Genomic DNA, 17,205 nt, shown 5'->3' on the forward strand with positions numbered 1-17,205 from the left:
TGTTATTGCCGGGACTTGAAAAACAGATCGAACATCGAATGCACACAGGCCTTCAAAGGTTCGACCGAGTCCTCCAGCTTCATCCGCAACAGGCTGCCTTCCCACATGTTCCAGAAAAGGTCTGCCATTGCTTCAGCCGGAAGATCGCGGCGCACCGAACCGAACTCCTGTCCTCGGCGCAGGTACTCCGCACAACGCATGCGCCATTCGTCGACCGTCAGGCGCGCCGCACGACGGCACAGATCGCTCGACTGCGCGATCTCGCCGGCAAAGTTGCCTAACAGGCATCCGCAACGATCTTCACAAGCCTCGTAGTCGGCCACCATGCGCTCGTAGATGCCGCGTAGCGCGAGCAGCGGATCAGGCGCATCCACTTCGATCGAATACTGCTGCCACTCTGCCGCCTGCTCGTCCGCGTAGTGACGCAGGATCGCCGCGCCAAACGCTTCCTTGCTGTCGAAGTAGTTGTAGAACGAACCCTTCGGCACGCCGGCGCGCGCAACGATGTCCTTCACGCCGGTGCCGTGATAGCCGGTTTCGGCAAACAGCGCGACGCCGGCCTCCAGCAGCTTCTGGTGAAAGTCCGCGGTTCTGCGCACAGGTGCTCCCATCGCCGCGTCTCAGGCTCGCCGCGTGGCGAGCTCGGCGCCCTGACGCAAGGCTTCGAGGAGACTGCGCTCATCGGCAATGCCCTTGCCGGCGATGTCGAACGCCGTGCCGTGATCGACCGAGGTGCGGATCACATCCAGACCGACCGTCACATTGACGCCCGCCTCCAGCCCAAGAACTTTGACCGGACCGTGACCCTGATCGTGATACATCGCGACCACCAGGTCGAAATCGCCGCGTCCGGCGCGGAAGAAAAGCGTGTCGGCAGGCAACGGACCTTCAATGTCCCAGCCTCGCTCGCGAAGACGCTGCACCGCGGGAACGATCTTTTCTTCTTCCTCGCCGTAACCGAACAGGCCGTTCTCGCCCGCATGCGGATTGATGCCGCACACGGCGATGCGCGGATTGGCGATGCCGGCCTTCACGAGCGTCGCATGACCGCGTTCGATCGTGCGCTGCACGAGGCCCGGCTCGATCTTGCGAATCGCATCGATGATGCCGATGTGCGTGGTCACGTGAATCACGCGCAATTTAGGCGCGACGAGCATCATCGAGACTTCGTCGATGCCGGTGAGATATGCGAGCATCTCGGTGTGGCCAGGATACTTGTGACCGCCTGCGTGAAGCGCCTCCTTGTTCAAGGGCGCCGTGCAGATCGCGTCGATCTCGCCGGCTTTTGCCAGCTCGACCGCGCGCGCAATGTAGCGGTAGGCGGCGTCGCCCGCGAGTGCCGACAGCTTGCCAAATGGCAGGTCGACGGGAATCAGCGCGAGGTCGATACACTCGATGGTCCCCGACTCATAGCGGGCCTCCGACGCGTTCTCGATACGACGCACCGTGGCGCTACCACCGAGAATCTCATCCGCGCGTTCGAGGCGTGCCGCATCGCCGATGACAAGCGGGCGGCACTGCTGATAGACCGACTCGTGCGTCAGGCTCTTGACCACGATCTCGGGACCCACGCCGGCTGCGTCGCCCATCGTGATGCCGATGACAGGAAGGTAGTTGCTCATAGTGTTTTGGCTGAATTCCGTGGGCTCGTGTTGCTAGCCGTTGAGGGTGTGGAGGGGCCGGCCGGGCTGCTGAGTTCCGGCCCGCCGCGCGCGGAGTCGGTCCTCGCGCTCCTCAGATGAAGGTAAGCGCCGTACAGCGCATGCGCGCTGCCGAATGCGCCGGCCTTGGTGACAATCCTGAGGTGCTCGCGGCCATGCGGACGCGCTACCGCGACGCCCGGCTCGATCTCCGACAGCAATTGCAAACTGGCGATACCGACCGCGCTCAGCATCGCGCGCGCAGTTTCGCCGCCGGTGGCGATCAGTCCGCTGAGATGCGCAAACGATGGCGCAACGAGCGCCGCCAGCGCCTTCGACAGATGCGCACCTTCGGCCGGATTGAACGCTTCGTCGCGCCCGATTCGCAGCAGCAGATCGGTGCGTTCGCCAAGGTGAGCGGCGACGCGGGCCTGCCAGACCGGCCATTGCGGATGCCGCTCGGCGTCTCGCAGCAAGGCGGGCGGCACCACGATCTCGGCGATGCCCGCACGCTCGCGCAGCATCGCGCATTGCTGCTCCGAGACCGCCGAGAGGCTGCCGACAAGAATCAGCACCGCGCCGTCCTGCCGGTACATCTGCCGCGGCGCCGCGTTTTGGTCCGGCGCGGGCGCGGACTGGCCGCTCACTAAAGCCAGCTCGCGAGCCAGTCCGCCGGAGCCGACCCAGAAGAACGCGCCGTCGAGCGACGCCGTGGCCTCGGCGAGCGCCCTGAGGTCCGCATCGGTTTGCGCATCGACGACCAGCGCCTGCATGCCGCCGCGCATCATTGTGCCGATGGTCTCGCGCAATGCCTGCCGATCGCCGCGCAGCGCCGCGACCCTCAGCAGCGCCGTGTTGAGGCCCGCGGACTCCAGCATCGTCGCGAGATCGGCAGAACGTTCAGCGTGTTCGAGCTGCCAGGTTTCGGTCTCTTCGAGCGGAATGCCGTGCACGAAGACCCGGCCGTCACACACAGTACGCCCGGTTGCCGGGTAAGCCGGCGCGACAATGGCAAGCCCCGCGAGCGGCTGCAAGCCGGCGACTTCGGCGGCCCAGTTGCCGCGCAAGGTGGAATCGATTTTTTTGTACAACCGGCAGGCCGGCGCGCCGTATACCTGCCACGCCGCGCCCGTGCAACGTGCCGCGTCAGCGGGCGACATACGGCGCGTGTCAGTATCCACCGCGATCACTTCGGAGTGCAGCGTCGCCTGCGCCGCCGTGAGGCTCACCGCCGTGCGCAGACCAGCAGCGGCGAAGGCAATCGCGCAATCGGCGGCGCCGGACAGGTCGTCGGCGACGATCACAAGTTTAGTCATGCTCAACGTGTCGCTCCGACGGTCGAGTCTCTCGCTTCCGTGCGCGTGGCGACACGCTTTGCGACAGCCGCGGTGAGTATGGGCGAGACGATGGCCGTCACGACCACGCACGCGGCAACCAGCAGCGTCGCACTTTTGGCGGCTTCAGCGTAGACCGGATTGGCCGCGGCGATCAGCGCGGGCACCGCCGCGCCGTTGCCCGCCGTGTTGGCGGCCGCCACCCCAGCGACACCCGTGCCGCCCGTCAGCCGATCGGTCAGGTAAAGGGGAATGCCCGTGACGATCACCACGGCAATGCCGAGGCCGATGCCCAGCAGGCCCGCTTGCCATACCTTGTGCAGGTCGAGGCTCGCACCGAGCGCCAACGCGAAGAACGGAATCATGACCGGCACGGCGCGGCCAAGAAAGGCGCGCATTTCCCGGTCGAGATTGCCCAGCAGCATGCCGGCCGCCAGCGGCAGGACGCTGCCGATCAGCGTCTGCCAGGGAAACGCCGAAAGCCCGGCCACGCCGAGCGTGACCATGGTGAGGAACGGGCCGGATTCGAGCGACATGATCGTGTACGCGCCGACGTCTTCAGATTTGCCATATTGCCCCATCAACGCCATGTAGAGGCCGCCGTTGGTGTCGTTCATCGCGGCGACCACCGCGAGCGTCGACATTCCGGCGAACAGTCCGGAGGAGACGGGCATCTCGCCAAGAAAATGGCCCAGCACGAAACCGACGACAATCGCCGTCCCCACCTTCGCGGCAAACAGCGCGCCGCCCTTTTTCAGCAGATAGGGCGTCGCCTTGATATCGATGGACGAGCCCATGCACACGTAGAACACAGCAAGGATAGGCAACGCACCCGTAAACAGCGCATTCGTGAAGGAACCGAAGAATTTCGGCATGCCCGGCAGAAAGGTGGCGATGACTGCGCCGAGCAGGAGCGGGACGATCATCATTCCGCCGGGTACGCGTTCGATTGCGCGCTTGATGGGTAGTTGGGCCATAGTTGTCTCAAGGTTGTTTGTGATCGATATGATCACTTTAATGATCGATTCAATCATTTATGAGTGTACGCCCGCCCTCCGCTTCGCGCAAATATTTCTGGAATAACCCTTTTTATAGCCGACATTTTGAAAATTTTGGGGCGATGGGCTTCCCGCCTGAATTGATCGATTCAATCAATTCAGTCAATTTAACGCAGCAGGCCTGCAGCCGCAGGCGGGCACATTCGCGCGGCGCACACCTGCCTGCCCCGCCCCATTGCCCCGCCAGCCCGTTTGATTACACTTACGCGATTCGACGCCTTTACACGGCGCACCACCCAGGCAAACCATCACCATGAAAGTTACGAACCGCCGCGAGGCAATGCTGCAGGCCGTCCTCTCCGGCATGACCGATGTCAGCGCGTTGTGCGAGCACTTCGGCATGTCCGAGGCGACGGTTCGCCGCGACCTGCGCGCGCTCGCCGACGAACGGCGCATCGTGCGCACCTACGGAGGCGCGGCCGCTTCGCTCGGTATTCACGAACCCGAGGAATCGCTCGATAGCCGCCGCGAGAGTTTTCGCGAGCAAAAGGAGGCCATCGCGCGCGTGGCCGTGAGCCATGTGCAGGATGGCGACGCCATCTTTCTCGACGGCGGCACCACCACCGCGGCAATGGCACGTTTGCTCGCCGGCCGTCGCGAGGTTCGCGTTGTGACCAACAATCTGTTGGCCGTCAACACGCTCGCTGCGAGCGAAGTGCCCGTCACGCTGATCGGCGGCGATCTGCGTCCCACCAGCATGAGCACGCTCGGCCCGCTTGCGCAGCTTGCCTTGAGCCGCCTGTCCGTCGACAAGGCATTTCTCGGCGCGGACGGCGTGGTGGCTGACCGAGGCCTCTGCGAGGCGTCAGCGGAGCAGGCCTACCTGAAGGAATGCGTCATCAGGCAGGCTGCCCAACTCTTCGTACTGGTCACCTCGCACAAGCTGGACCGCGCAAGCCAGCAACACTGGACACCGCTCGAACGCGAGTGGACGCTCGTGACCGATGCCCGTCGCGACGCACCTGAGATGACCTCATTCCTGTTGCACGGCGAGGTGACCGTCGAGACGGCGCGGTAGCATGGGCACATTGACTGCCAGGTATAACGGCTGCATCGAGTCGCTGTTCAACTCGGCCTGCGAGCAATGAAGTCAATTTCGACGAGCGCGTCACGCGCCAATCCAGTTACGCCGATACAGGTCCGCGCCGGCAATCTCCCGGTCGGAAAATAAGCTGCATAGACCGCGTTCATCGTCGCATAATCCCGTTTGAATTCGGTCAGGAAAATCCGCGCCGAAAGGACATGTTCTAGGCCCAGCCCCATCCCTTTCAACACCAGTATCAGATTGTCCATGACTCGCGTCGTCTGGGCGGCCACGCCTTCGGGAAGCGGTGCGTTGTCATCCTCCGGCGACGTTGGCATCTGGCCTGTGAGAAACACCCAGCCGTCGTGCTCGGTTGCATGGGAGAAAGGGCCTACCGGTGTCGGGCCGCCCTCGACCATCCAGAATTTTGTAGATACATCCATTCGAGGTAACTCCGGAAAAAGGAAAGCACCGTGCGCACCGCTTCGGCAGACCGATCGCGCACGCACGACAAGATGATTTATTCCGCGAACAAGGCTTTGCGGATGATCGCGTGCACACCCCAGTTGCCGTCGACGACCTGTGTCACACCAAAGTCGACTGCGACCGACATCAACGAGATTGCTTCGTCTTCGGTAAGGCCCTTGGTCGTCATCAGAAAGCGGCGCGTCTTGATGAACGCGTCACGCATCGCGAGATCCAGCGTCGACTTCTCGTAGACCTTGCTCTGCGCGTGCGTGCCGAATTCAGCCAGATAGTTAGCATGACTGAATCCATGCAGCACCCACTCGTCGGCGGTTTCGACGAGCGGATACGTGAGATCCGCATACGGTTGGCCGGCCAAAGTCGCTCTCTTGTGCAATATCAGTTGGAACTCGCCGGTCAGCGAGCATTCGATCGCCGTCCCACATAGCTCGGAATCGCCCTGCGATGCGTGCGGATCCCCGACCGACAGCAATGCGCCGGGAACACCCACTGGCAGATAGACGCTCGCCCCCTGCGCGACGCGCCAGTTGTCCAGGTTGCCGCCGAACGCGGACGGCGGAATCGAGTCGATGAGACCGTCCTGTTGCGGCGCGACCGCGATCAGACCGAAATGCGGGCGCACCGGAATCTTGACGCCCTTGAGAATTCCATAATTTTCCTCAACGGTGGAATGATCGACCGGAACGCCCGGATAGTCGATGGTCGGATGCACGACGCCGAACGGATCGCGTTGCGGCGTCCAGCGGTAGTTGTAGACCGCGCGCGCAAAGGGCGTGCCCTGGTCCGGCCGGGGCTCCGCGTCGAGTTCATAAATCGTGACGACTTCGCGCGGTTTAGGCTCGGTCAACAATTCACGGTAATGGAAACCCCACCACGCGGCCGCATTGCTGCCAAACGCCCGCCCGCTGAATTGCGGATTCGCGCAGCGCCGCGGATGCACCTCGAGGATCCTGACTTCCAGTATGTCGCCCGGCTCGGCGCCACGTACCGCAATCGGGCCGGTGCAGATATGCACCCCAAACCCTTCGCCTGCGCCTCGACCGTAGATCGATGCGTCGATCGGTCCGGCGCCGCGCCGGTTCACGTTTTTGCGCTCGGCGGTCCAGTGGAACACGCTTTCAGCGCCTGGATCGCCGGCCACCATACGCGCCCAGTCGTCCGACGCATGCTGCGTCAGTGTCTCGATCGTCACGCTATCGCCGCTGTCGACTTCGAGCACCGGCTTCAGGTCGTGTGAGAAATAGCCCCAATGTACCGTGTTGGCCGTTGCACGCAACAGATGGTGGCGCGGCCGGCCGGACCGGCTGCCGATTGCCTGCCTCGAGCCGGTTCGCGAGTCGACGGGGCGACTGGCCACGATCGCACCGGCAGAGTCGAGCGTTGCTTCGCGCGACGACGCTTTCGCGGGAACCAGCAGCGCATCCGTGTTGAGCGGCAATCCGCGCGAAATGCGCTGCACCACTTGCCGGGCCAGATCGAGGCTCGCTTCATGACGGAAGGCGCGCGGCGACGTCTTGTACTGCTCGCGAAACGCACGGCTGAAATGCGCGGGATCGTTGAAGCCCCAACGAAAACAGATATCCGAAATCGACGTCTTTTCGTGGAGCGGATCGACGAGTTCGGCCCTGCAGCGTTCAAGGCGGCTGAGCCGCAAATACGTGGAGAAGCTCTGGCCGGCAGTTTCGAACAGCTTTTGCAGGTAGCGCTGCGAGACGCGCTCCTCTGCGGCGAGACGCGTGAGACTGATGTTGGGGTCGCCCAGTTGCGCATCGATACTGCGGCACACGCGCGAGAAGATGGCCGCCTGTGACGATGTCAGTCCGCTAATCGGCGTTTCGCGCTGTTGCACGGACAGAATCGCCACCAGAAACTCGACCAGTGCGAGCTCAAGCGGACGCAGGTCGTTGGCGGACAACGTCTCCACGCCTTCCGCAAGCGACGCAAGAAAGCCGGAAAACACATGCCCGACACCGGCATCTCCGGCGATCCGGCCGGCGTTCATCGACGATGCAAACAGCCGCCCCCTGATCGCCGAGCGCGGTACACGCGCGACAAATGCGCGGAAATCGGTCGCGAACAGCAGCGAGGCGCCTTCGCCCGACGGCAGAAAGACGAGGTCGTTCACTGCCAGAGGCTGACGTCCGCTGTTGGCCTGCAGCGTCGCCACACCGTCAAGGTGCAGCACAATCAGCACGCCGTCGCCACCGGCAGCATTCGGTTCGAGCGTCTGCGCCACCGACGCCAGCAGGCCCAGATCGAAACCGCCGGGCGACCGCTGCGCGACGATCGTGCCACGCAACGCCCGCACAGAAGCAATCGCACCGCTACGCCACCCCATCGTGTCAAGCGCTTTAACCCACGCGCGAAGCCGTTCGGCCTCCGAATAGGACTCGGTAGTAAAGCGCAGCAACTCCAACGTTGACTCCAGAACAGACGCCCGTCGCACGAGCGCAACGCCCGCTACCCGAGGACAGATTCGACGAGCGGTGCGGGCCGCCCAAAAAAGCAATAACCGCACCAACGCGGGTCGGGTGCATCGCGAGGGCGCGGCGCCCCGAGCGCCGGTGTCCGCCCGACCGCGATGATTGCGCGCGCAGGCACCAGCAACGCCCCTATGCACCGACCTGACGCATACGGGACGTCCGCGCACGCGCGCGGCGAATCGCCTGCGGCCCGAGCGGGACGTCTCAGCGGCCGGCGCCGCCGACAAAGACGTTCTTGCGAATTGATCCATGCACACCCCAATTGCCGTCGACCACTTGTGTGACGCCGAAATCCGCGGCGACCGACATCAGCGCAATGGCCTCATCCTCGCTTAGCCTGTGCACGGTCATCAGGAAACGGCGCAGCTTGCGGAACGCGTCGCGCATTGCCTTGTCGAGGCTCGCGTGCTGTGCCACCTCGGTCTGTCCGGCCGGGCCGAGTTCCGCCAGGTAGTTGGCGAAAGTGAATCCGTACACCGACCATTGGTCGTCGGTTTCCAGCATCGGGTGCGTGAGGCCTTCGAGAATCGTGCCGCCGAGGTCATTCTTCTTGTGCAGCACGAACTCGAAGTCGCCGGTGAGCGAGGTTTCGATCGCCGTACCGCCAAGTTCGCTGTCACCCTGCGCCGCATGAGGATCGCCGACAGAAAAGAATGCGCCTTCGACCGCGACCGGGTAATACATCCGCGCACCTTTTCCGACGCGCCAATCGTCGATATTGCCGCCGGTGTAGCTGGGCGGAATCGAGCTGACATAGTCGAGTTCCGCCGGCGCGAGCCCCATCGTGCCGAAATGCAGCCTGGCCGGCACCTTCACGTTCGGCAGGATGTTCTCGCGTTTGTTCACCAGCGTAGGGTCGACCTTGACGCCCGGGTAATCGATCATCGCGTGGACCACGCCGTCCGGGTCGGTTTGCGGCGTCCACACGTAGTTGTAGACCGCACGCGCAAATGGCTCGCCCGAGGTATCGAGCTCGAAGATCGTCACGACTTCACGGGGCTTCGGCTCCTCGATGAGATCGTGGTAATGAAAGCCCCACGATGCGGCGACATTCGAACCGAAACAACGGCCGCGATAGCACGCATTGCAGCTCGGCCGCGGGCGCACGTCGAGGATTCGCACTTCGAGCACGTCGCCCGGCTCGGCCCCTTCGATCGCGACCGGCCCGGTCAGCAGATGCACGCCGACACCTTCGCCCGAGCCGAGCGTAAACGGTCCATCGGTTGGCCCCGCGCCCCGGCGCGGCATGGCCTTGTGCTCGCGGGTCCACTGAAAGATGCTTTCGGCGCCGGGGTCGCCCGCGACCATCCGTTCGTGGTCGTCGTTCGCATGGTGGGTCAGCGTCTCGATGGTGACCCGGTCGCCGGAACGCAGCGTCAACGCGGGCGCGACCTGCTTGCTGAAGTAACCCCAATGAACCGTTTCAGGCGAAACCGGGAGTGTATGGTGCTTCATGTCTGTTCGAACCTCGTAAGACGCCCGGCACGAACGGCCGGGCGATGCTGAATGGCGCGCGCCGTCAAGACGCGACTTCGAGCCGGTCGTCCGCGCCCATCACGCTCAGGAATCGAGCTGTCAACGGATGGCGCGGCTGGGTGAGCACTTCATGCGTGGGTCCCTGTTCGACCACCGCGCCGCCGCTCATGAACACGACGCGATCGGCGACCTGATCGGCAAAGCGCAACTGGTGCGTGGAGATGATCATGGTCAGGCCGCCTTCGTCCACGAGCCGCTGAATCACGTCGAGTACTTCGCCGACGAGTTCGGGGTCGAGCGCGGAGGTCGGTTCGTCGAGCAGCAGCACGCGAGGATTCGGCGCCAGCGCGCGGGCAATCGCGACGCGCTGCTGCTGGCCGCCCGACAGATGTCGCGGCAACGCATCCGCGCGATGACTGAGGCCGACGCGTTCGAGCAGTTCGCGCGCGCGGCGCTCGGCGTCGGCCGGTGGCATCCCGTGCACCCAGCGCAGCGGCCCGGCGATGTTCTCGCATGCCGTCAGATGGCTGAATAGATTGAAATGCTGGAACACCATGCCGACGCCGGCACTCGCTCGCTCGTTGGCGAGGTCGCCCTGTGTCATTGGCTGACCGTCGACCCGAAAACCGATGCGCTTGCCGCCGATACGGATTTCGCCGGCATCCCACTGCTCCAGGTGATTGATACAGCGCAGCAGCGTGCTTTTGCCCGATCCGCTCGGCCCGAGCAGCGCAATGACCTCGCCGAAGCGGACCGTGAGGTCGAAGCCGTCGAGCACCGTCTGCTTGCCGTAACGCTTGCTCAGCCCTTTCACCTGCACCGCCGCTTTCTGCTTCTGCAATAGCTCGTAGCGGCTTGCGCGCTCCGCATGGGCCTTGCGCGCAACCGGCGCGGGCGCGGCGTCGAGCGGCGCACCGACGGATTGCGTCGCGCTTGCGGCGGAGGGCTCCACGGCGAGCGCGGCCCGGCGCCACGGCAGCAGTCGCGCAAAGCGTCCGGACGGACTGCGATCGAGATCAAGCGCGGTTTCGGCGAATAGCTGGATTGCAGCAATCAAGCCGGTCAGCACGAGATACATCAGCCCGGACGCAAAGAAGATCGAGAAGAAATCAAACGTCGACGACGCGAGTTGCGTGCTGCGCAAGGTCAGTTCGTCGACAGCGATCACGGAGGCCAGAGACGAGTTCTTCAACGCGCTGACCGATTCGTTGCCGAGCGCCGGCACCATGGTGCGGATCGCCTGCGGCGCGATCACACGGCGCAGCAACACGGTCGGCGTCATGCCGAGCGCCTGCGCCGCAAGAACTTGCCCACGCTCGACGCCGAGCACGCCGGAGCGCAGGATTTCCGCGATGAACGGCCCCTCGTTCGCCGCAAGCGCGAGACCCGCGGCGCCCATCGCGCTCAACTTCAAACCGATGTGCGGCAGCGCGTCGTATGCGAACACGAGTTGCAGGATCAGCGGCGTTCCGCGAAAAATCACCGTGTAGCCACGTGCGATGGCGGCAAGCGGCCCCACCTTGCTCAGTTGCATGCTCGCGAGCACCAGTCCTACGATCAGACCGCCTGCCAGCCCGAGGAGCGTGACTGCGATGGTGAAGCCGATGCCGCTTAACAGATACGGCAGGCCGACATAGTGCAGAAACAAATTCATCAGTTCGAGGCAATCAGCTTGGGAGTTTCGAGATTTTCAGCACCAAGCGACCACTTCTTCAGCAGCTCAGTCTGGGTGCCGGACTTCTGGATCGCGACGAGCGCCGCCATTACCGCCGCGCGCATTGCCGGATTCGTTTTAGGTACGCCGATACCGATCGAATACGGCAGTGTCACCGCATTGGCCTTTTCGAGCTGGCCCGGATACGCCTTGACCGCCTGGTCCACCGTATTGACGTCATTGATGTACGTATCGGCGCGGCCCGAGAGAATCGCCTGGATTGCGTTCGCGTTGTTGTCGTACAGCTGCACGGCGGCTTCCGGCTTGTTCGCCGCCTTGCAAGCCGGTGCGAGCTTCTGGATCAGCGGCACTTCGACGTAGCCGGTGTTCTCCGCAGCGGTCGTGCCGCACATCGTCTGATTGATGCCGCTGATTTTCTTCGGATTGCCCTTCGCAACCAGCACGCCGTCGAACACTTTCGAATAGGTGATGAAGTCCGCCGCCTTCGCGCGCTCCTCGGTCGCATAGATATCGGAGATCACGATGTCGGCCTGACCGCTTTGCAGCGTCGCCAGCAGCGCCGAGAACGCAACAGGCTTGTACGCCATCTTGAAGCCGAGGCAATTGCCGATCGCCTCGCCGAGATCGATGTCGAAGCCGATGTATTTCGTCGGATCGTTCGGGTCCAGCGCTTCGTAACCCGGCGTGTGCGGGTTGATCGCGTTGATCAGCGTCTTGCCCTTGAATTGCGGGTATTTCGCCTGCAACGCGGCGCACTCGGCAGGCACCGGCGCGGCGGCTTGAGCGTGACCCGACATCAGCAGCGCCAGCAGACTGGCAGCGCCGAGAAGCAGCTCGCGCCAGCGGCGGCCAAAACCGCCTGCGCGCGGCCTGCCACGTCCATGACCGACAATATTTGTGTTCATCCCCATACTCCTGAACGGCAGATGTCAAAGGCCCACCCTATGTACGCCTCGTTGCATCGCACGAGACCAAGGGTAGGTGAACGAAATTCCGTGGACTTGTTCCAGCGCGCCCAAATGCTTGCACGGGCGCGAAGCAGTTCATCAGCGCCGCGAGCGGGTCGATGCTGTCGCACGGCCAGTCGAGTTGGCAGCGCACCCGGCAAGCTGGACGCTTCGACTGCCGGGCGCAATGCGTCGTACTCAATGCGATGACGCCGTCCCCGCCTGCAGCGTGGCGGCAGGTATTTGCGCTTCGCGCGGGAAGTAGCACGGCGGCGATTTGACGTGCACATACTGATTCCCGCAGGGCAGGCCCGCATAGTCGACGGTCCGGGTTGTCGCAGTCTGCGCAAGCGGCGCACGGTGAGCCTGTTCCGACGAATAGGCGCAGCCGTTCAGCAGAGCGACGAAGATCAGGCCAATGAGAGTTCGTATCATGAGGAATGTGTCGCGTGGTCCAACTCAATGAGCTTCTTTTAGCGCCGCGCTCGAGACCAGCGCGTCCGACCTGTTCCACCAGCCGCCGCCGACGGCCTGAAAGAGCGCCGCCGTGTCCGCGAGCCTCGCAGCTCTCGCCTGGATCGCGGCGACGTGCGCCGTTTCGTAGCTTTGCTGTGCCGTCAGCACGGACAGGTAAGCGATCTCCCCCGTCTGCAGCTTCCGGCGAGCGATATCGAGGCTGCGCGATGCAGCCTCTTCGGCGGCCGCGGACGCTTCCAGCGTCTTTGCATCGGCTTGAACACTCTGCAAGACATCGGCAACGTTCTGAAACGCGTTGATGACCGTCAGACGGTACTGCGCCCCGGCCTGCTCGTAGACCGCCTGGGCGGCGCGCTGGCGGTGCAGCAGCGCCCCGCCCTGAAAGATGGGCTGCGCGACCTTGCCGACCACGTTGAAGAACTGGTTGTACGGTGTGAACGCGTTGGCGAGAGCATTCGGTGAGGTGCCCAGTGCGGCGCTCAGTGAGATCTGCGGCAGCCGGTTGGCGATGGCGACGCCGACTTGCGCGGAGGCCGCGTGCAGAGCAGCGGCAGCGGCGCGAATATCCGGGCGTTGCTCGACGAGCCTGGACGGCAAGCTCACCGGAAGATTGTCAGGCAGGTGCAAGTCCGCCAGATCGAAGTGCACCGCCAGGTCTTCATTCGGAAAGCCTCCCACCAGAGCAGTCAGCGCATCGCGCTGCAGCGCCCGTTGCTTTTCGAGCGGCGGCAACGCCGCTTGCGCCTGAGCGAGCACGGCCTGCTGTTGCAACAGATCGGCCTGTGCGGCCTCGCCGAGCGTGTATTCGCGGCGGACGATGTCCGCGAGTTCGGTATCGGCCTTGATCATCTCTACTTGCGCGGCAATCTGACCGCGCAAGGCCGCTTCGTCGATCGCCGCGAGCACCACGTTGCTGCTCAACGTCAGATAGGCCGCTTCGAGTTCGAAGCGCTGATTCTCCGCTTGCGCGGCCGCCGATTCGACGGTCCGGCGATTCAGGCCAAAAGCGTCGAGCGAATATGAAACGGTCAGCTCGCCCGTGTAGAGCGAATAGATGCGCTGGTTGTTCGCCGCGACCGGTGCGAGGCTCGCAGTCGGGGTCCCGTTCCTGCTGCCCGACGCATCGAGACCGATGCTGGGGAAAAACGCCCCCTCCTGCGCCAGCATGTTTTCGCGCGCGCCGGTGAGCGCGGCGTGTGCGGCGTCGATCGTCGGGCTGCGCCTGAACGCGCGATCGATCAGCTGGTTCAACTGCGGGGACTGGAACAGCGTCCACCATTGCCCGGGTATATCGCCGCCGACGACGAAGTCCTGCGCCGGCCCATCCGCGCCGGCCATCGCCGCGGTCCTCGAAGGCAACGGCGCTTGCGTATAGCCGGCTCCAGCCGGTGCGGCAGGCTGCGTGAAGTTGGGACCGACCGCGCAACCCGCGAGCAGCAACGGTATCAACAGGCTGGTCGAACGTTTGAAGGTGATCATGTGAGTAACGCCCTGTGTCATTCTGCGTATTCCGGTACGGTCTGCTCTTGCGGCACCGTGCGCTTGCGGCGGTCGAACCACGGGTACAGGGACGGCAGCACCAGCAAGGTCAGCAGCGTGGCCGATACCAGTCCACCGATCACCACCGTGGCGAGCGGCCGTTGCACTTCCGCGCCGGAACTCGTGGAAAAGGCCATAGGCAGGAAGCCGAGGCTCGCGACAGTCGCCGTCATCAGCACGGGACGCAGCCGTGTCAAGGCAGCCTGCCGCGCAGCCTCGACAGCGCCAAGGCCGCTCGCCCGCTTCTCGACGATGTAGCTGACCAGCACGACCCCATTCAACACCGCAATGCCGAACAGCGCGATGAAGCCGACGGCGGCCGAAATGCTGAACGGCAGGCCGCGTGCCCAGAGCGCCAGGATCCCGCCGATTGCCGCAAACGGCACGTTGAAGAAGATGAGTGCCGCAAGGCTCACGCTGTCGAACATCAGATAGAGCAGCACGAAGATCACCGCCAGGGCGACGGGCACGACCACGTAGAGCCGCGACATCGCCTCCTGTAGATTCTTGAAGCTGCCGTTCCAGGACAGGCTGTACCCGGGCGGAAGCTTGACCTGCGTGGCCACGGCATGTTGCGCAGCGAGCACGAACCCGGCGAGATCGCGGCCGCGCACGTTGGCCTGCACCATGATCACGCGCTGCCCCTGTTCGCGCTCGATCGTCGAAGGACCGGGCTCCATCCGGATGTCGGCGACTTCGGCGAGCGGCACGGCCTTGCCCGCGCCGTTGCTCACGCGTAGCGCGCCGATTCGCGCCACAGCAGTGCGGTCTTGCGGCGTCAGACGAACGCGTATGTCGAAGCGGCCATCGTTATTCGAAATCGAGCCAACGGTGCGGCCTCCGAGCGCCTGCACCACGTCGAGCACCTGGCTCGCATTGAGGCCATAGCGCGCCACCGCATCCCGGTTCACGATGATGCGCAAGTACGGCTGGCCGACCGTCTGTTGCGCCTGCACGTCGGCGGCTCCCGGCACGCGCGCGATCACGCTCGCGATACGCTGCGCGGTATCGTGCAACGCGTCGAGGTCGTTGCCGTGAATCATCACGGCTACATCCGCCTGCACGCCCGCCAGCATGTCGTCCATGCGCATCTGGATCGGCTGGGCCCAATCGAGCGTGAGGCCGGGAACCGCGCGATTGAGCGCATCCGAATACGCTTCGACCAGTCCCTCCTGAGTCTGCGCGGTCTTCCACTCCGATTTCGGCTTGAGCATGATGAAGGTGTCGCTTTGCTCGACACCCATCGGATCGGTGGGAATCTCGGAACTGCCCCCGAGCGTGACTGCCGACTGAACTTCGGGAAAGCGCATCAGCGTTCGCTCGATCATCGTCTGTGACTCGACCGCCGACGGCACGGAAATGCCGGGCAGCTTCGTGGTCGTGACCGTGAGCGCCCCTTCTTCCAGACGCGGCAGGAATTCCGCACCGAGGCGCGAGCCGAGAACGCCCGCGAGCGCGAGCAGCAGCACGGCAAGCCCGACAGTCAGCACGGGACGATGCGCCGCGCGCGTGAGCACCGGCTCGTAGCGCCGCCGCATCCAATGGATGATGCGGCTCTCGTGTTCGGCCACCTTGCCGCGCAGCAGAAAGCTCGCGAGAACGGGCATCACGGTCAACGTGATCACGAGCGACGCAAGGAGCGCGAACACGACCGTCAACGCCATCGGGCGGAACATCTTTCCCTCGACGCCCTCGAGGCTGAGAATCGGCAGATAGACGGCGGTAATGATCAGGACCGCAAACGTGACGGGCCGCGCCACTTCCCGGGATGCCTCGAGCACGACCGCCTGCATGGGCCGCGCCGGTGCTTCCGCGCGCCGCCGTACGATGTTCTCGATCATGACCACCGCGCCGTCGACGAGCAGGCCGAAATCGATGGCGCCCAGGCTCATGAGGTTGCCGGACATGCCCGCGCTGTACATGGCGATCGCCGCGGCCAGCATCGACAAAGGAATCGCCAGCGCGACGATCAGGCCGGCGCGCACATTGCCGAGCAACAGCAGCAGCACGGCAATCACGAGCACGGCGCCTTCGATCATGTTGTGAGCAACCGTATGCAGCACGCGGTTCATCAGGTCGGCGCGGTTGTAGTACGGTGCGATTTCGACGCCGGGCGGCAGCGTCTTGTTGATTTCCTTGACGGCGTCCTGAACCCGCTGCGCGACGACACGCGTGTTCTGCCCGAGTCCCATCAGAACGACGCCGACAACGGCTTCGCCTTGGCCGTCGCGCGTGACCGCGCCAAGCCGGGGCATCGGCGCCTCGACGACGCGCGCAACATTGCGAACATAAAGCGGCGTGCCATCCGGCTCGGTGCGCAACACGATGTTGCCGATGTCCGTCGCGTTGCGAAGCAGCCCCTCGCCGCGAATGATGGCCTCCCCGCCGTTGTGCTCGATCGTCGCGCCGCCGGCCGCGCCGTTGTTCATCTGCACGGCATTGAAGATGTCGGCGGTCGAAAGGCCGTAGCGCGTCAGCGCGTCGTCCGCCACCTGCACTTCGTAGGTCTTCAGTTCGCCGCCGTTGACGTTGACGTCGACCACGCCAGCCACTTCGCGGAATTTCGGCGCGATCTGCCAGTCGAGCAGCGTTCGCAGTGTCATCAGCGATTGCCCGTGGCCACGCACCTGAAATTGATAGATCTCGCTCAGGCCATCCGACAGCGGTCCCATCTGAGGCGGATTTGTACCGGGCGGAAGCTGCACCGTCTGCAGGCGCTCGCCGATCAGATTGCGATCCTGATAGATGTTCGAGCCGTCGGCAAAGCGCACGTAGATGACCGACAGGCCATAACGGGAAATGGAGCGCAGCGCCTGCATGCCGGGCAATCCTTGCAGGGCGAGTTCCACGGGCGCGGTAATCGAGCGTTCGATATCGACCGGAGCGAGCCCCGGCGCTTGCGTCGTCACGAGCACCTGGACTGGCGAGATATCGGGCTGCGCATCGAATGGCAGTCGCTGCATGCTGACGAGCCCAAAGGCGATCAGTACGGCGACCAGGATCAGTACCATGGCGCGATTCTTCAGCGCCGCATCGACAATCTTCGTAATCATGACCTGCGCTCGC

13 protein-coding genes are annotated in these 17,205 nt (G+C 64.1%); 1 reads left to right on the plus strand and 12 read right to left on the minus strand.

The genetic code is table 11. The features are described from left to right. Window positions 1-2 precede the first annotated feature (2 nt). Genes F6X42_RS02545 through F6X42_RS02560 form a run of 4 tightly spaced genes read right to left on the minus strand, consistent with a single transcriptional unit; the run spans window position 3 to window position 3,951 of the window. Window positions 3-599 carry a TetR/AcrR family transcriptional regulator gene (locus F6X42_RS02545; protein ID WP_187632705.1) on the minus strand — a complete coding sequence of 199 codons (597 nt, stop codon included), beginning with the start codon at window positions 597-599 and terminating at the stop codon, window positions 3-5. A gap of 21 nt (window positions 600-620) precedes the next feature. Continuing rightward, complete coding sequence (gene pdxA / locus F6X42_RS02550) at window positions 621-1,622, minus strand: 4-hydroxythreonine-4-phosphate dehydrogenase PdxA (protein WP_187632706.1); 1,002 nt, start codon at window positions 1,620-1,622, stop codon at window positions 621-623. After that, window positions 1,619-2,956, minus strand: coding sequence for a four-carbon acid sugar kinase family protein (locus F6X42_RS02555; RefSeq protein ID WP_187632707.1), 1,338 nt, complete (start codon window positions 2,954-2,956; stop codon window positions 1,619-1,621). The genes pdxA and F6X42_RS02555 overlap by 4 nt, the downstream gene beginning before the upstream one ends. A 2-nt stretch (window positions 2,957-2,958) precedes the next feature. Further along, entirely contained in the window at window positions 2,959-3,951 is a 993-nt protein-coding gene (locus F6X42_RS02560) for a 2-keto-3-deoxygluconate permease (RefSeq protein WP_187632936.1), read from the minus strand. A gap of 334 nt (window positions 3,952-4,285) precedes the next feature. Between F6X42_RS02560 and F6X42_RS02565 the strand changes: the two genes are divergently transcribed. Further along, window positions 4,286-5,050, plus strand: coding sequence for a DeoR/GlpR family DNA-binding transcription regulator (locus tag F6X42_RS02565; protein ID WP_187632708.1), 765 nt, complete (start codon window positions 4,286-4,288; stop codon window positions 5,048-5,050). A gap of 47 nt (window positions 5,051-5,097) precedes the next feature. Here the strand turns inward: F6X42_RS02565 and F6X42_RS02570 are convergent, their stop codons facing one another. The 8 genes from F6X42_RS02570 to F6X42_RS02605 all read right to left on the minus strand — a co-directional run bounded on the left by F6X42_RS02570 (window position 5,098) and on the right by F6X42_RS02605 (window position 17,192). Then, the gene (locus F6X42_RS02570; RefSeq protein WP_187632709.1) at window positions 5,098-5,499 is read right to left on the minus strand and encodes a RidA family protein; all 402 of its coding nucleotides are present in this window, start codon (window positions 5,497-5,499) and stop codon (window positions 5,098-5,100) included. Window positions 5,500-5,576: 77 nt separating this feature from the next. Continuing rightward, window positions 5,577-7,958 (minus strand): acetamidase/formamidase family protein, encoded by a 2,382-nt coding sequence (locus F6X42_RS02575; RefSeq protein WP_187632710.1) that lies wholly within the window; start codon window positions 7,956-7,958, stop codon window positions 5,577-5,579. A gap of 271 nt (window positions 7,959-8,229) precedes the next feature. After that, window positions 8,230-9,480 (minus strand): acetamidase/formamidase family protein, encoded by a 1,251-nt coding sequence (locus tag F6X42_RS02580; RefSeq protein ID WP_184022577.1) that lies wholly within the window; start codon window positions 9,478-9,480, stop codon window positions 8,230-8,232. A 64-nt stretch (window positions 9,481-9,544) separates the two neighbouring features. Further along, window positions 9,545-11,155, minus strand: a complete 1,611-nt coding sequence (locus F6X42_RS02585; protein ID WP_187632711.1) for an amino acid ABC transporter permease/ATP-binding protein — start codon at window positions 11,153-11,155, stop codon at window positions 9,545-9,547. Next, complete coding sequence (locus F6X42_RS02590; protein ID WP_187632712.1) at window positions 11,155-12,081, minus strand: ABC transporter substrate-binding protein; 927 nt, start codon at window positions 12,079-12,081, stop codon at window positions 11,155-11,157. The genes F6X42_RS02585 and F6X42_RS02590 overlap by 1 nt, the downstream gene beginning before the upstream one ends. 240 nt (window positions 12,082-12,321) lie before the next feature. Next, window positions 12,322-12,558 (minus strand): hypothetical protein, encoded by a 237-nt coding sequence (locus F6X42_RS02595; RefSeq protein WP_187632713.1) that lies wholly within the window; start codon window positions 12,556-12,558, stop codon window positions 12,322-12,324. A 24-nt stretch (window positions 12,559-12,582) separates the two neighbouring features. Continuing rightward, window positions 12,583-14,079, minus strand: coding sequence for an efflux transporter outer membrane subunit (locus F6X42_RS02600; protein ID WP_187632714.1), 1,497 nt, complete (start codon window positions 14,077-14,079; stop codon window positions 12,583-12,585). A gap of 17 nt (window positions 14,080-14,096) precedes the next feature. Next, the gene (locus tag F6X42_RS02605; RefSeq protein ID WP_187632715.1) at window positions 14,097-17,192 is read right to left on the minus strand and encodes an efflux RND transporter permease subunit; all 3,096 of its coding nucleotides are present in this window, start codon (window positions 17,190-17,192) and stop codon (window positions 14,097-14,099) included. Window positions 17,193-17,205 lie beyond the last annotated feature (13 nt).

The sequence above is a fragment of the Paraburkholderia podalyriae genome (assembly GCF_014397785.1).
GTDB classification, from domain to species: Bacteria; Pseudomonadota; Gammaproteobacteria; order Burkholderiales; family Burkholderiaceae; genus Paraburkholderia; species Paraburkholderia podalyriae.

What these genes read in the sequence shown, in the direction of transcription:
- F6X42_RS02570 (WP_187632709.1), bottom strand. Translation starts at nt 5,499, where the DNA reads ATGGATGTATCTACAAAATTCTGGATGGTCGAGGGCGGCCCGACACCG.
- F6X42_RS02590 (WP_187632712.1), bottom strand. Translation starts at nt 12,081, where the DNA reads ATGAACACAAATATTGTCGGTCATGGACGTGGCAGGCCGCGCGCAGGC.
- F6X42_RS02605 (WP_187632715.1), bottom strand. Translation starts at nt 17,192, where the DNA reads ATGATTACGAAGATTGTCGATGCGGCGCTGAAGAATCGCGCCATGGTA.
- F6X42_RS02555 (WP_187632707.1), bottom strand. Translation starts at nt 2,956, where the DNA reads ATGACTAAACTTGTGATCGTCGCCGACGACCTGTCCGGCGCCGCCGAT.
- pdxA (WP_187632706.1), bottom strand. Translation starts at nt 1,622, where the DNA reads ATGAGCAACTACCTTCCTGTCATCGGCATCACGATGGGCGACGCAGCC.
- F6X42_RS02580 (WP_184022577.1), bottom strand. Translation starts at nt 9,480, where the DNA reads ATGAAGCACCATACACTCCCGGTTTCGCCTGAAACGGTTCATTGGGGT.
- F6X42_RS02565 (WP_187632708.1), top strand. Translation starts at nt 4,286, where the DNA reads ATGAAAGTTACGAACCGCCGCGAGGCAATGCTGCAGGCCGTCCTCTCC.
- F6X42_RS02600 (WP_187632714.1), bottom strand. Translation starts at nt 14,079, where the DNA reads ATGATCACCTTCAAACGTTCGACCAGCCTGTTGATACCGTTGCTGCTC.
- F6X42_RS02560 (WP_187632936.1), bottom strand. Translation starts at nt 3,951, where the DNA reads ATGGCCCAACTACCCATCAAGCGCGCAATCGAACGCGTACCCGGCGGA.
- F6X42_RS02595 (WP_187632713.1), bottom strand. Translation starts at nt 12,558, where the DNA reads ATGATACGAACTCTCATTGGCCTGATCTTCGTCGCTCTGCTGAACGGC.
- F6X42_RS02585 (WP_187632711.1), bottom strand. Translation starts at nt 11,155, where the DNA reads ATGAATTTGTTTCTGCACTATGTCGGCCTGCCGTATCTGTTAAGCGGC.